The organism is Novosphingobium sp. (genome assembly GCF_025351285.1).
GTDB lineage: Bacteria > Pseudomonadota > Alphaproteobacteria > Sphingomonadales > Sphingomonadaceae > Novosphingobium.
Map to the genome: position 1 here is coordinate 17,692 of NZ_JANXWG010000105.1, position 12,603 is coordinate 30,294.

14 protein-coding genes are annotated in these 12,603 nt (G+C 65.4%); 8 read left to right on the forward strand and 6 right to left on the reverse strand.

Annotated features, from left to right (window positions below):
• Window positions 1-29: 29 nt before the first annotated feature.
• On the reverse strand, window positions 30-221 hold the full coding sequence (locus tag Q0R16_RS13105; protein WP_295636744.1) for a hypothetical protein: 192 nt from the start codon (window positions 219-221) through the stop codon (window positions 30-32).
• Between the two features lie 163 nt (window positions 222-384).
• Complete coding sequence (locus Q0R16_RS13110) at window positions 385-573, reverse strand: hypothetical protein (protein WP_295636745.1); 189 nt, start codon at window positions 571-573, stop codon at window positions 385-387.
• A 132-nt stretch (window positions 574-705) separates the two neighbouring features.
• Between Q0R16_RS13110 and Q0R16_RS13115 the strand changes: the two genes are divergently transcribed.
• From Q0R16_RS13115 to Q0R16_RS13130, 4 genes are all read left to right on the forward strand, one after another.
• On the forward strand, window positions 706-1,368 hold the full coding sequence (locus Q0R16_RS13115; RefSeq protein ID WP_295636747.1) for a LexA family transcriptional regulator: 663 nt from the start codon (window positions 706-708) through the stop codon (window positions 1,366-1,368).
• 74 nt (window positions 1,369-1,442) lie between these two features.
• Window positions 1,443-2,129, forward strand: a complete 687-nt coding sequence (locus tag Q0R16_RS13120) for an MBL fold metallo-hydrolase (RefSeq protein WP_295636750.1) — start codon at window positions 1,443-1,445, stop codon at window positions 2,127-2,129.
• Between the two features lie 77 nt (window positions 2,130-2,206).
• Complete coding sequence (locus Q0R16_RS13125; protein WP_295636753.1) at window positions 2,207-3,313, forward strand: hypothetical protein; 1,107 nt, start codon at window positions 2,207-2,209, stop codon at window positions 3,311-3,313.
• A 15-nt stretch (window positions 3,314-3,328) separates the two neighbouring features.
• A complete protein-coding gene (locus Q0R16_RS13130; RefSeq protein ID WP_295636756.1) occupies window positions 3,329-4,231 on the forward strand; it encodes an alpha/beta hydrolase in 903 nt (300 codons plus the stop codon).
• Here Q0R16_RS13130 and Q0R16_RS13135 read toward each other — a convergent pair.
• Genes Q0R16_RS13135 through hpnI form a run of 4 tightly spaced genes read right to left on the reverse strand, consistent with a single transcriptional unit; the run spans window position 4,228 to window position 8,729 of the window.
• Complete coding sequence (locus Q0R16_RS13135) at window positions 4,228-5,205, reverse strand: lysylphosphatidylglycerol synthase domain-containing protein (protein ID WP_295636973.1); 978 nt, start codon at window positions 5,203-5,205, stop codon at window positions 4,228-4,230. The two genes, Q0R16_RS13130 and Q0R16_RS13135, sit on opposite strands and share 4 nt — an antisense overlap.
• Before the next feature lie 25 nt (window positions 5,206-5,230).
• Window positions 5,231-6,070 carry a hopanoid biosynthesis-associated protein HpnK gene (gene hpnK, locus Q0R16_RS13140; RefSeq protein ID WP_295636976.1) on the reverse strand — a complete coding sequence of 280 codons (840 nt, stop codon included), beginning with the start codon at window positions 6,068-6,070 and terminating at the stop codon, window positions 5,231-5,233.
• A gap of 11 nt (window positions 6,071-6,081) precedes the next feature.
• Window positions 6,082-7,557 (reverse strand): hopanoid biosynthesis associated radical SAM protein HpnJ, encoded by a 1,476-nt coding sequence (gene hpnJ, locus Q0R16_RS13145; RefSeq protein WP_295636759.1) that lies wholly within the window; start codon window positions 7,555-7,557, stop codon window positions 6,082-6,084.
• Window positions 7,554-8,729, reverse strand: coding sequence for a bacteriohopanetetrol glucosamine biosynthesis glycosyltransferase HpnI (gene hpnI / locus Q0R16_RS13150; RefSeq protein WP_295636762.1), 1,176 nt, complete (start codon window positions 8,727-8,729; stop codon window positions 7,554-7,556). The genes hpnJ and hpnI overlap by 4 nt, the downstream gene beginning before the upstream one ends.
• A gap of 46 nt (window positions 8,730-8,775) precedes the next feature.
• Between hpnI and hpnA the strand changes: the two genes are divergently transcribed.
• Genes hpnA through hpnD form a run of 4 tightly spaced genes read left to right on the forward strand, consistent with a single transcriptional unit; the run spans window position 8,776 to window position 12,600 of the window.
• Window positions 8,776-9,774 (forward strand): hopanoid-associated sugar epimerase, encoded by a 999-nt coding sequence (gene hpnA / locus Q0R16_RS13155; RefSeq protein ID WP_295636765.1) that lies wholly within the window; start codon window positions 8,776-8,778, stop codon window positions 9,772-9,774.
• Window positions 9,774-10,913, forward strand: a complete 1,140-nt coding sequence (locus tag Q0R16_RS13160) for a glycosyltransferase (RefSeq protein WP_295636767.1) — start codon at window positions 9,774-9,776, stop codon at window positions 10,911-10,913. The genes hpnA and Q0R16_RS13160 overlap by 1 nt, the downstream gene beginning before the upstream one ends.
• On the forward strand, window positions 10,910-11,764 hold the full coding sequence (gene hpnC, locus Q0R16_RS13165; RefSeq protein WP_295636770.1) for a squalene synthase HpnC: 855 nt from the start codon (window positions 10,910-10,912) through the stop codon (window positions 11,762-11,764). Before Q0R16_RS13160 ends, hpnC begins: the two co-directional genes overlap by 4 nt.
• A complete protein-coding gene (gene hpnD, locus Q0R16_RS13170) occupies window positions 11,761-12,600 on the forward strand; it encodes a presqualene diphosphate synthase HpnD (RefSeq protein WP_295636772.1) in 840 nt (279 codons plus the stop codon). Before hpnC ends, hpnD begins: the two co-directional genes overlap by 4 nt.
• The last annotated feature ends 3 nt before the right edge of the window (window positions 12,601-12,603 follow it).

Sequence of the window (12,603 nt, forward strand, 5' to 3'; positions counted from 1 at the left end):
AGTCGAAAGACAAGGGCCGAAGTTTCGGATCAGGCTTCTTCGAGGAGCAGGATCTCGATTGTCAAAGTCATCATGGGCTCGGGCAACTGGCTGCTTGAAACCTCAACGATCGTGGCGTCGGCAACAAGGCAGCCGGGTATCCTGAATTCGTGATCGGGCAAGGCGGCGATAAATGCTTCACCGCATTCCACCGCCTCTGCTCCGCTGAACAGCCAGGTCATGCCGTGCCGCGTGCCTGCAAACGTGATCGATGCCCACGAAGTCTCGCGATGATCTGTCAGAATTCCCGAGTTCGCCAGTACGGCAACTGCATCGATCAGCCGGCTGCTGCCCGAACGGTTGCTCCGGACTGGCCGGCCGGTAAGTCGCTGTGTTGGTGTGCGGTCAGGCAACATGGTCTTGCTTTCCATAAGTGTTCATGAAATGTTCTATGCGGGAGGACAACGATGTTCGGGGTTCACGGCCATTGCGCAAATCGCCGACCAGCCGCGGATCGTGCGCGGCGAGCCTGCCGAATTTGGTCACGGGCATGCCGGTTTTGGCAAGGAACCTCTCGATCTTGCGCATCAGCATTGCGAATCCCTCCAGAGTGAATGTTGATAGGACATTTCCTATGTTGACGTAGAAATCCTACAAAGCTAGAGGAAATCACCTCGGAAATGGATTGAGGGCCGCAGGCGAATGTACGTCGGAAGGATGGAAGCCATGGAAGACCGCAACCCGCGCGCACGATTGCTGGAACTGGCCGGCAGCAAGGGCGTCAGCTTGGCCGCGCTCTCGGGTCTGCTCGGGCGCAACACCACGTATTTGCAGCAATTCGTCCGCAAGGGGTCGCCGCGCCGGCTCGAAGAGCGCGATCGTCACCAGCTTGCGGCATTCTTCGGCGTATCCGAAAGCGAGCTCGGTGCGCCCGAATTTCACGGCGAACAGGCAACGGCAGCCCAGAGCTCGCGCCGCACGGCCGCGCCTTGGATCGATGTGCCGCGGCTTCCGCTTGGCGCGTCGGCTGGTCCCGGCGCATTTCCGGCAGAGGAGACCCCCGTCGGGCAGTTGCGCTTTTCGCGGCGCTGGCTGACGCAGCAAGGCTTCGAACCGGCGGTGCTGACCGTGATCGCGGTGGAGGGAGACAGCATGGAGCCCACGCTCCATGACGGCGACGAGATCCTGGTCGATCGCACGCCCCGGCCGTTGCGCGCGGGCATTCACGTCGTGCGGATCGACGGGGTTCTGCTGGTGAAGCGGCTTGAGCCGGCCGCGGCCGGGCTGGTGCGGGTGATCAGCGATAATGCCGCTTATGGGCGCAGCGAATATCCGCTCGCCGATGTCGAGATATTGGGTCGCGTGGTGTGGAAAGGCGGCCGGATCTGACGGCGGCGGCGCGGCCGGCGTTGGCAATCGTCTGGGCGGTTGCAATTGCTCCGCTGCCCCGCCATCTCGATGGCATGAATCAAAGCCCCGCAGAATCGCCGACGCCAGACGTTCCGCCGATGAAGGTTGCCATCATCCCCGTCACCGCATTTGAGCAGAACTGCTCGCTGGTGTGGTGCACGCGCACGATGAAGGCGGCGCTGGTCGATCCGGGTGGCGATCTCGACCGATTGAAACTGGCGGTCGAGCGCGCCGGGGTGACGGTCGAGAAGTTGCTGATCACGCATGGTCACCTCGATCATTGCGGTTCGGCCGGGGTGCTCGCGCGCGATCTGGGCGTGCCGATCGAAGGGCCGCAGGAAGCCGATCGCTTCTGGATCGCCAAGCTGGGCGATGACAGCCGCAATTTCGGCATTCCGGGCGAGGTGTTCGAACCGACCCGTTGGCTCCACGACGGCGATACGGTGACGGTGGGTGATCTGGTACTCGACGTGATCCACTGTCCCGGCCACACCCCCGGCCATGTCGTGTTCTACCACGCGCCCAGCCACTTCGCGATCGTGGGCGATGTGCTGTTCAAGGGCTCGATCGGGCGCACCGATTTCCCGATGGGCAATCACCAGGACCTGATCGATGCGATCACAAAGAAGCTGTGGCCGCTGGGCAACGACGTAACCTTCTTGCCCGGTCATGGCCCCACCAGCACATTCGGCATGGAGCGCAAGACCAACGCCTACGTCAGCGATTACGCGCTGAGTTGAGGTCCTGCTGACTTGCCGCTTGCCAGACAGCCCGCAGCCGCGCCAAGACTGCGCGATAAGCGGGAGAGGCGGAAACAATGCTGACCAAGGGCGATGACTACCCGATCCACCAGACCGCCGAGCCGATCGCGTTCGCGGGCACCGATCGCAATTTCTACGATCGCTATTTCTTCAACGCCTATCTGCCCGATGGCAGTGCCTTCGTGGCGATCGCGTTCGGGGTCTATCCGCACCTGAACATCGCAGACGCGCACATCTCGCTGGTGCGTGATGGCGTGCAGACCTCGCTCCATGCATCGCGCATTCTCAATATGGAGCGGCTGGAACTGACGGTCGGGCCGATCACGATAGAGGTGATCGAACCGCTGCAACGGCTCAAGGTCACCGTTGCGCCCGAACAGGGGATCAGCGCCGAACTGGTGTTCGAAGGGCGCCATTTTCCGATCCAGGAACCGCGTTTCATCCAGCGGATCGGGCCGCGCACGTTCATGGATTATACGCGGCTGACGCAGAACTGCCGCGTTTCGGGCTGGGTGGAATGCGACGGCGTGCGATCGACCTTCGGCGAAGGCGCGTTCGGCACGCGCGATCGCAGTTGGGGGGTCCGCCCGGTCGGCGCCAGCGATGCGCAACCGCACGCGCCCGCGGTCATGCCCGGCTTCTTCTGGCAATGGACGCCGACCAATTTCGAAGACTGCAGCCTCTATTTCCACGTCAACGCCGATGCCGACGGCAAGGCCTTCAACCTGGCTGCGGTGCAGATCGCGGATGGTGGCAAGGCCGATGCGGCGGTCGTCAGCCACAACGCCAAGCTCGATTCGCGCAACAGCGGCGGCACGCGCTGGCCGCGTTATGGCGAGCTTGCGATCACCGAGCCCGATGGTTCGGTGACAGAGGCGGTGTTCACGCCGTTCGCGCGGTTCCAGATGAAGGGGATCGGCTATGTGAACCCCACCTGGGGCCACGGCCTGTTCCACGGCGAACTGGCGGTCGAGCGCGAGGACTGGGTGCTCGATGCGCTCGATCCGGCATCGTACGATCTGTTCCACGTCCAGCGCCTGTCGCGCGTCGAATTGCGCCGCAAGGGCGAGCCGCTGCGGCATGGCCTGGGCACGTTCGAACAACTGATCCTGGGGCCCTACGCGCCGATGGGATTTGCGGGCATGACCGATCTCGCCGACTGACCGAAGGAATAACGGATGCGCAAGTTGGTGATCGGAACGCTGGTGTTGCTGGTGGCGCTGCTGGCTGCGGCGGGCGGCATTTATCTCTATTCGCCGCCGCGATCGCTCAATGTGCTCAACGATCTGACGCCTGGCGATGGCGGGGTGCAGCGCGTCGCCGCCGACGTGACGTTCATGCCCGGCCCGCGCGGCGGGCTCGACGTCTGGACGAAGCCGTCAGGCCTGGCGGAGCGCAAGCCGGTACTGGTATTCTTCTACGGCGGCGGTTGGGCCAAGGGCGCACGGCAGGATTATCCTTTCGTTGCCAAGGCTTTCGCCGCACGTGGCTATGTCGTGGTGCTGCCCGATTACCGGCTGGTGCCGCAAGTGCGCTTCCCGGCGTTCGTGCAGGATGCGGCGGCGGCGGTGCGCTGGACGCATGACAACATCGCCAAGTATGGTGGTGATCCCGACAAGATCGTTCTGGCCGGGCATTCGGCCGGCGCATATCTCGCGGTCATGCTGGCGCTCGATCCGCGCTACCTTCAGGCGGTGGGCGTCGAGCCCGGTGTGGTGCGCGCCGCGGCCGGGTGGGCCGGGCCTTACGATTTCTATCCGTTCGACAAGCGCCGTTCGATCGATGCGATGGGGCAGGCGCCCGATCCGCAGCAAACCCAGCCGATCCACTTCGCGCGTGCCGATGCGCCGCCACTGTTGCTGGTGACGGGCACCGCCGACACCGAAGTGCGTCCACGCAATGCCGTGAATCTCGCGGCGCGGCAGCAGGCACTGGGCAGCCGTACAACCGCGCTGAAGCAATACCAGGGGCTCGATCACAACGACCTGATCATGGCGATTTCGAAGCCGTTTCGTAGCAAGGCGCCGCTGCTGGACGATACGCTGGCGTTCTTCAACACCAGCCTTTCCGCGCCGCGCTAACCGGCGATTACTGCGCGTGCTTCGCTGGCCTGCCAGGCCAGCAACGTCGGTATGCCGATCGCGATCTCGCGCGCGCGTTTGACCAGCGACAGCGCGAGCGCAGATTCGGGCGGCAGGCCGAACAGCGGCGCCGCCAGCGCATAGGCGGCCTCCTGCACGCCGATCGCCGAGGGGATGGCGAAGGCCACGCTGCGCAGCGTGAAGATCAGGCTTTCGAGGCTCAGCACCGCCCACACCGACATCCGCGAACCCATCGCGTTCAGCACGAACCACGCCCCCAACGCGCTCGCGATCCAGCCGGCCAGATTGAGCGCGAAAGCCAGTCCGATCCGCGCCGGGCGAGCGTAAATCGCGCGCAGTTCGGTGCCCAACTCGCCCACGCGATCCGCCGATTCGGGCAGGAAATGCCCGGCCAGCCGTTCAGCCAGTGCCAGCGCAGGCCTTTGCACGGAAAAGAACACGATCATTATCGCGATCATCGCAGCAGTCCCACCCAGGATCAGCGGGCGCAATTGGTCGGCATTGGGCCCTGCCACGAGCAGGCTGGCCATGGTGGCCAGCCCGAACAGGGTGAACACCAGTTGCGCAGCCATTTCGGTGGTCATGTCGACAATCATCGAGGCGTATGTCCTAGGGCCCGGCACGCCTGCCAGCAGCAGCGAACGCGTGCCCACCACGATGCCACCGAGTTGCGAGAACGGCAGCAGATCGGCCACCGCCTCGCGCAGCATCCGCGCCCATACGAACAGCCCCAGCCTTCGCACCGGCTCGCCCGGCGCCGAAGCCAGCCACGCACCGCCGAGCAGCACGAAGATCGCCCCGGTGTAGAGGCAAAATGCGATGAACCCGGCCGGACCCACGCGCGCCGCCGCAACCAGCACATTGTGAAGCCCGGCCGCGCCGAACGCCCAGGCCGCCGCGCCAAGTCCGGCAAGGGTGGCGAGCAGGATGCCTGCCCGCGCATAGATTTTCAGACGCGGTCTCCGCTATTGCCCAAGTTCAGCCTCCCGCGAAACTGCAGAAGGACCCGAGCACGATGCCTTCGCGCGCGATTGCCTGCTTGGCAAGAGGATCGATCAGCGCCCAGAGTTCGGTTGCATAGCCATAGCCGGGGGCCGAACCGGGATAGGCGCCGGTGGCGGGGTGGGTGTATATCTCGGTCAGGCCGGGCGGGAGGTGCTCGATCAACCCGCGCAACCGTTCGGGCGTGATTGCGCCCGACCATGCCAGCCCGAACACCTGGTCGGGCACGGTGAGCCCGGCGCGCCGCAGCCTGCTCCGCACGAGCCGCACCCACGGCCCCGCCGGATCGCGGCGCGGGGGGGCGCCGGGCTTGATCGCCGCCAGCACGTCACGCGGCTCCACCGGTGCGCGCGCGGCAACCATCGCGTGCTTGCGACCTGCCGCAATCATGGCCGAGGCGATGACCGGATGCAGGTGAAAATGCTTGTGCGCGTTGACGTGGTCGAGTTTCAGCCCGGTCGCCGCAAAGGCCGCGAACTGCGCCTCGACTTCGGCGAAAAGCTGGCGGCGTACGCGGGGGATGAACGCCATGGCTATCGCCGAGCGCACCATGTCTTCGCGGAAACGCCCGTGGCTGTCGACAAGGTCTGGCACCTGTTCGGGCGGCAGCGATGGTCGGCCTTCCACCAGCACCAAATGCAGGCCCACGCCCAGATCGGGCATCGTCCGCGCGCGCGCCACCGCGTCCGCGGCAGCCTCGCCCGCAACCATCAGGCTGGCGGCGGTGAGGATGCCCTCGCGGTGCGCCCGTTCAACCGCTTCGTTGACCGCGACCGCCGCGCCGAAATCGTCGGCGGTTATGACAAGCCGGCGGATGGAATCGTCGCTCAGGCGTCCACCTTCCGGCGGCGCAGGAAGTCGAAGAATTCCACGCCTTCGCGCAGGCGGCGCTTCAGCATGTCCCAGTCGCGCAGCATTTCCCACACGATCGAACCGATCTTCGACGGGCGGAAATAGAAGCGCTTGTAGAATTCCTCGACTTTGTCGAAAATCACCGATGCCGGCAGGTGCGGGTACGAAAGCTGCGCGATCTGGTTGCCGCCGTCGGTCAGCAAGTGGTCGCTGCCATCGAACCAGTTGTTTTCGATCGCCTGCTTGTAGAGGAACGTGCCCGGATAGGGCGCGGCCAGCGACACCTGGATCGTGTGTGGATCGAGCTCCTTGGCGTAGTTGATCGTCTCCTCGATCGTTTCGAGCGTCTCGCCCGGCAGGCCGAGGATGAAAGTACCATGGATCGTCAGGCCCAGGCTGTGGGCGTCCTTGGTGAACTGGCGCGCGACCTTGGTCAGCAGGCCCTTCTTGATGTTGTGGAGGATCTGCTGGTTGCCGCTTTCGTAGCCGACCAGCAGCACGCGGCAGCCACCCTGCTTCATCGCGGTCAACACCTTCATCGGCACGTTGGCCTTGGCGTTGCAGCCCCAGGTGACGGGAAAACCGGGCTTGCCGAAGCCGAGCTTGGCCAGTTCGCCCGAAAGCTCGATCACGAAATCGTGCGCATCGGCCAGGGTGTCGTCGTCGAAGAAGATTTCCTTGATCTCGGGCATTTCGGCCAGGACGTATTTCACCTCCTCGATCACCTTGGGCACGGTGCGGTGGCGATAGCGGTGGCCGCTGATCGTCTGCGGCCACAGGCAGAAGGTGCAGCGGCTCTTGCACCCGCGCCCGGTGTAGAACGAGACATAGGGGTGGCGCTGGTAGCCGCCGAAATACCTGGTGAGATCGAGATCGCGGCGATAGATCGGGCTGACCATCGGCAGCACGTCCATGTCCTCGATGATGGCGCGATCCTTGTTGCGGATGAAGGTGCCCTCGGGTGCGCGCCCATCCTTAACCCGATACGTGATCCCGTCGACCTCGCTCAGCGGGCGGCCTTCGGCGATTTCCACGATGGTGAAATCGTATTCCTCGCGCGCCACGAAATCGATCGCGCTGCTGGCGGCCAGGCTCTTGTCGGGCTCGACCGCCACTTTGGCGCCGACGAAGCCGATCACGATCGAGGGCTTGCGCGCCTTGATCAGTTCGGCGGTCTGCACGTCCTGGCGGAAGCTGGGGGTGGAGGTATGGAGGATGACGAGATCGCGCTCGTCGAATTCGTGCGCAATGTCGTCCCAGCTCTGGTCGTGCGCGGGTGCGTCGATCAGCTTGCTGCCTTCTACCATTGCGGCCGGCTGCGCCAGCCAGGTCGGATACCAGAACGATTTGACCTCGCGCTTCATCTGGTAGCGCGCACCGGCGCCACCATCGAACCCATCGAACGAGGGGCCCTGAAGGAAAAGCGTGCGCAACTTCGTACCGGGGGTCATGCAGAGATCTCCGCGCCGGTTTCGATCCGGCCTTCAGGCTTCATAGTCAGTTTTTCGCCGCGCCAAACAACCGATCGCGCGCCGAAGCTGGCAATATAGACGGCAAAGCCGAGAATGTCGCGTATCGGCAACAGTGCGATGGCCAGGATGGTCGATCCGAATGGCTTTTCACCCGAAACGCCAGCACTTGCCTGCACCAGCACGGCCCGCGCCACCCATGCGAGGATGAGCGCAACTTGCCCTGCGGATGGCACCAAGGGCAGCGCCAGCATGGCCAGCGGCAGCGGCATCGCGATCACGCTGGCAACATGGCCGATCGGTTCGACCCCCAGCACGGTCGCCGCCCAGCGCACTTCGTGGCGCCACAACTCCGCCAGCGACCGATCGGCCGAACCGTGCGTGACCAGCAGGGGCGGAACCACCACGGTTTCGCCCCGCGCACGAATCGCGGCACCGATCGCGTAATCATCGGCCAGCGTTCCGGCAAAGACCTCGAACCCGCCGATCGCCGCCAGCGTTTCGGCATGCAACGCGATCGTAGATCCCATGCAGGGCGTTGCAAGGCCGGTGCGCGTGCCGAACACCACGCCGGGCAGCATTTGCCAATCGAGCCCCGCCGCACCCATCCGCGACCACAATCCGGCATCGCCGCGCCCGTGATAGGCGCAAGTCACCGCCCCGACGCCGGGAGTGTCGAGTGCCGGGAGGATCTGCACGAGGTAGTCCTGGGGCGCCGCCATATCACTATCGCTCAGCACCAGTACCGGGTGCACAGCGTGCGGCGCCATCGCGATCAGGTTGGCAACCTTGCGGTTCGCCCCCGCAACGTCCGCGCCCGTCACCAGATCGATCCGCACTTTCGGAAAGCGCCCGCGTAAGTGGGCGACAGCATCGAGCGCGGGGTCATCTGCGCGCTGTACCCCTACCACGATCTGGAGCGGCCCCGCGTGATCGAGCGTGCAGAAGCTCGCCAGGTTGTCCAGCAATCGCGGTTCGGCGCCGTAAAGCGGCTTGAGCAATGTGACCGCATCGCTGCGAGCGGGCCGTGTGTTACGACGACCCAAAAACCGCACCAGCACCCCCGCCGCAGCCAGCGTGTAGACAGATCCCGCCACCGACAGCACCACCAGCGCCCAGCCGACCCCTGCAAGAATGTTGTGGGCAAGCGCCATAGTCCCTCCCTAGCGCCGCGCGCCCGTCGTGTGTAGGCTCATGGGCGTGAGCAGGGCTACGGACATCGTGCTGGTAACCGGTGTGTCGGGCTTTGTCGGCTCGGCGGTGGCGCGTGCGCTCGGCGCGCGCGGTGCCACGGTGCGCGGATTGGTCCGCAGCACCAGCCCGCGCGCCAATCTGGCCGACTTTCCGGGGACTTTGGTCGAAGGCGATGCGCGCGATCCGGCGTCGATGGCGCGGGCGATGGCGGGGGTGCGGCATTTGTACCACGTCGCCGCCGATTACCGGATCTGGGCGCCCGATACCGAGGAGATCGTCCGCAACAATCTGGCCGGCGCGCAAACCGTGATGGTGACGGCGCGCGATGCCGGGGTCGAACGCGTGGTTTACACCAGCAGCGTCGCCACGCTGAAGCCTCTCGACGGCAGTGCGGCCGACGAGACCCGCGCGGCAACCCCGGAAAAGGCGGTGGGCGCGTACAAGCGCAGCAAGGTCGTGGCCGAACGGCTGGTAGAGGCGATGGTGGCGCAAGGTTTGCCGGCGGTGATCGTCAACCCGTCCACGCCGATCGGCCCGCACGACGTCAAGCCCACACCGACCGGGCGGATCATCGTCGAAGCAGCGCGGGGCAAGATGCCGGCGTTTGTCGACAGCGGGCTGAACCTGGTTCACGTCGATGACGTCGCGCTAGGGCACTTGGCTGCAATGGAGCGGGGCCGGATCGGCGAACGCTACATCCTGGGCGGCGAGGACGTGACGCTGGGCGCGATGCTGGCCGAAATCGCCGCGCAAGTCAGGCGCAAGCCGCCAACGATCGTGATCCCGCGCAAGCTGTTGTTCCCACTGGCCCATGCCAACGAAGCGCTGGCGCGGATTACGGGCAAGGAACCGTTCCTCACCGTCGATTCGCTGCGCATGGCGGCGCATCGCATGTTCTACACTTCGGCCAAGGCAGAGGCCGAATTGGGTTACCGCGCGCGGCCGTGGCAGGAGGCGATTGCGGACGCGCTTGCATGGTTCGGCGCGCAAGGGATGTTGGCGTGATGGCCGGGCAATTGGCCATGGCGATCGGTGGATTGTCGCTGCTGATCTGGATCGGGCTGATCGTGGGCCGCGATGGCTTCTGGCTGACGCGAGAGCGTGATGCGCGCGACATGCCGCCAGAGCCTGTGCAATGGCCCGAAGTGATCGCGGTTGTGCCGGCGCGCGATGAGGCCGAAGTGATCGCGCGCTCGATCGGCAGTTTGCTGGCGCAGGTTTACCCGGGGCCATTCCGCGTCATCCTGGTCGATGATTCGAGCAGCGACGGCACCGCCGGGATTGCCAGACGGGCAACGGGTGCAGAGCGGTTGGAGATCCTGACCGGAACGCCACTGGCGCCGGGCTGGACGGGCAAGCTGTGGGCGGTGTCGCAAGGCGTTGCACAGGCCGGGCAGACCTCGCGCTACCTGTGGCTGACCGATGCCGACATCGCGCATGCACCCGATACGCTGCGCACGCTGGTGACGCGGGCCGAAGCGCGGGGGCTGGTGCTGGTTTCGCTGATGGCCAAACTGCGCTGTGAGAGCCTGGCCGAACGTGCACTTGTCCCCGCGTTCGTGTTCTTTTTCCAGCTACTCTATCCGTTCGGGCGGGTGAACCGGCCTTCCGGCATCGGCGCGGCGGCGGGCGGGTGCATGCTGGTGCGGCGTGATGCGCTGGAACGGGCGGGTGGCATTGCCGCGATCCGCAACGCGCTGATCGACGATTGCGCGCTGGGTGCGGCGCTCAAACGACAGGGTCGGGTGTGGCTGGGGCTGACCGACCGGTCGCAGAGCATCCGCGGGTACGAGACTGCGGGTACGATCGTGGCGATGATCGCGCGTTCGGCTTATGCGCAACTTCGCTACAATCCGCTGGCGCTGATCGGCACGGTGCTCGGGCTGGGGCTGGTTTATATGGCGCCGCCGCTGCTGGCACTGTTCGCGAACGGCATCACGCAACTGGTCGGGGCCGGAGCCTGGGCGCTGATGGCGGTCAGCTTCCAGCCCATGCTGCGCTTCTACCAGCGGTCGCCGCTGTGGGGCGTGGCACTGCCGGCAATCGCGGCTTTCTACGCTGGCTGCACCTTGCTATCGGCGTGGCAGCAGTATCGGGGACGCGGGGGCATGTGGAAGGGGCGGGCACAGGCGGTGACGCGATGAAGGTTGAATCGCGCGCTTCTGGCGCCCTTGATTCGGGGAAGGGCCACCGCGACGAAAATTTTCCGGTCGCCAGCGTGCTGCTGCGGCCTGAGCACCGGGCGCCGATCATGGCGTTCTACCGTTTCGCTCGTGCGGCCGATGACATTGCCGATCACGAGACTGCTGCGCCGACTGTGAAGACGGAGCAGCTCGCAGCCATGCGCGCCGGACTGGCCGGTGAGCCGGGCGGTATCTCGGAAGCAGTGGTGCTTGGCTCGGTCATGGCAAAGCACGGCCTCGATCCGGTCCATGCAACCGACTTGCTCACCGCTTTCGAGCGCGATGTAACGGTTGATCATTATGCCGATTGGGACGCGCTGATCGGGTATTGTCGCTATTCGGCGATGCCGGTCGGGCGCTTCGTGCTCGACGTGCATGGCGAGGATCGTGCAATCTGGCCGGCCAACGATGCGCTTTGCGCCGCGTTGCAAGTGATCAATCACCTCCAGGACTGCGGCAAGGATTATCGCACGATCGGAAGAGTTTACCTTCCTGCAGATGCGCTCGCAGCGCAAGGTGCGCGCATCGAGAATCTCGGAGCAGACCGAGCCAGCCCGGCGCTTGCAGCCACGATCGTGTCTCTCGCCCGGCGCACACGCAATTTGCTTTACCAATCGGCCGGCTTTGCCGATATGATCCGCGACCGCCGTCTCGCCGCCGAAGTGGCCGCAATCCATCGGCTGGCCACCAGCCTTGTGGCACGGCTCGAGCGCTTCGATCCGCTCAGCCAGCGGGTCCATCACGGCAAGGCCGAGGCCGCGTTCATCGCCGCGCGCGCCGCGCTGCCCGTGTTGTTCAGGCGCGCAGCATGAATCCCGATACCACGCCCGCCGCATTGCAGGCCCAGGTTTCGGGCAGTTCGTTCTACGCCGGGATGCGCGTGCTGCCGCGCGCCGAGCGAGAGGCGATGTACGCGATCTACGGCTTCTGCCGGATGGTCGACGACATTGCCGATGACGACGTGGGCGACCGCCCGAGCCGCGCTGTTGCGCTCGACCGGTGGCGCCATGATCTCGATGCGCTCTACGCGGGGCGCGATCCCGGCCAGGCGGCGTTGCTGGTCGAGGCGGTGGCGCGTTTTGCACTGCGCCGCGAGGATTTCGAAGCGGTGATCGACGGCATGGCCATGGACGTTGCGCGCGATATCCGCTGGCCAGCGATGGCCGAACTCGATTTGTATTGCGATCGCGTCGCTTCGGCAGTGGGCCGGCTGTCGGTGCGGGTGTTCGGCATGGACGAAGCGCCCGGAATTGCGCTGGCTTATGACCTTGGCCGCGCGCTGCAATTGACCAACATCTTGCGCGACATCGATGAGGACGCCGCGATCGGCCGCGTCTATCTGCCGGAGGAGGCGCTGACGGGGGCCGGAATTGCGTTGACTACGCCGATGGACGTAATGGCCGATCCGCGGGTCGATGCCGCTTGTCGGACGGTCGCCCAGGTTGCGCACGCGCATTACGCCAAGGCCCACGCGGTCCTTGCCTCGCGCCCGCGCGGTCATCTGCTGGCGCCGAGGTTGATGGAGGCGGTCTACTCGAAAGTGCTCGCCCGCACCGAGGCTCTGGGTTGGGCACCACCGCGTCGCCGCGTGACGATGTCGAAGCCAGCGCTGTTGTGGACGGTTGCGCGGTTGATGGTGACGCGTTGAGCG

Excerpts from the sequence above, each read along its gene's own strand:
- Q0R16_RS13105 (WP_295636744.1), bottom strand. The coding sequence starts at position 221 with ATGACCTGGCTGTTCAGCGGAGCAGAGGCGGTGGAATGCGGTGAAGCA.
- Q0R16_RS13110 (WP_295636745.1), bottom strand. The coding sequence starts at position 573 with ATGCTGATGCGCAAGATCGAGAGGTTCCTTGCCAAAACCGGCATGCCC.
- Q0R16_RS13115 (WP_295636747.1), top strand. The coding sequence starts at position 706 with ATGGAAGACCGCAACCCGCGCGCACGATTGCTGGAACTGGCCGGCAGC.
- Q0R16_RS13120 (WP_295636750.1), top strand. The coding sequence starts at position 1,443 with ATGAATCAAAGCCCCGCAGAATCGCCGACGCCAGACGTTCCGCCGATG.
- Q0R16_RS13125 (WP_295636753.1), top strand. The coding sequence starts at position 2,207 with ATGCTGACCAAGGGCGATGACTACCCGATCCACCAGACCGCCGAGCCG.
- Q0R16_RS13130 (WP_295636756.1), top strand. The coding sequence starts at position 3,329 with ATGCGCAAGTTGGTGATCGGAACGCTGGTGTTGCTGGTGGCGCTGCTG.
- hpnJ (WP_295636759.1), bottom strand. The coding sequence starts at position 7,557 with ATGACCCCCGGTACGAAGTTGCGCACGCTTTTCCTTCAGGGCCCCTCG.
- hpnI (WP_295636762.1), bottom strand. The coding sequence starts at position 8,729 with ATGGCGCTTGCCCACAACATTCTTGCAGGGGTCGGCTGGGCGCTGGTG.
- Q0R16_RS13160 (WP_295636767.1), top strand. The coding sequence starts at position 9,774 with ATGGCCGGGCAATTGGCCATGGCGATCGGTGGATTGTCGCTGCTGATC.
- hpnC (WP_295636770.1), top strand. The coding sequence starts at position 10,910 with ATGAAGGTTGAATCGCGCGCTTCTGGCGCCCTTGATTCGGGGAAGGGC.
- hpnD (WP_295636772.1), top strand. The coding sequence starts at position 11,761 with ATGAATCCCGATACCACGCCCGCCGCATTGCAGGCCCAGGTTTCGGGC.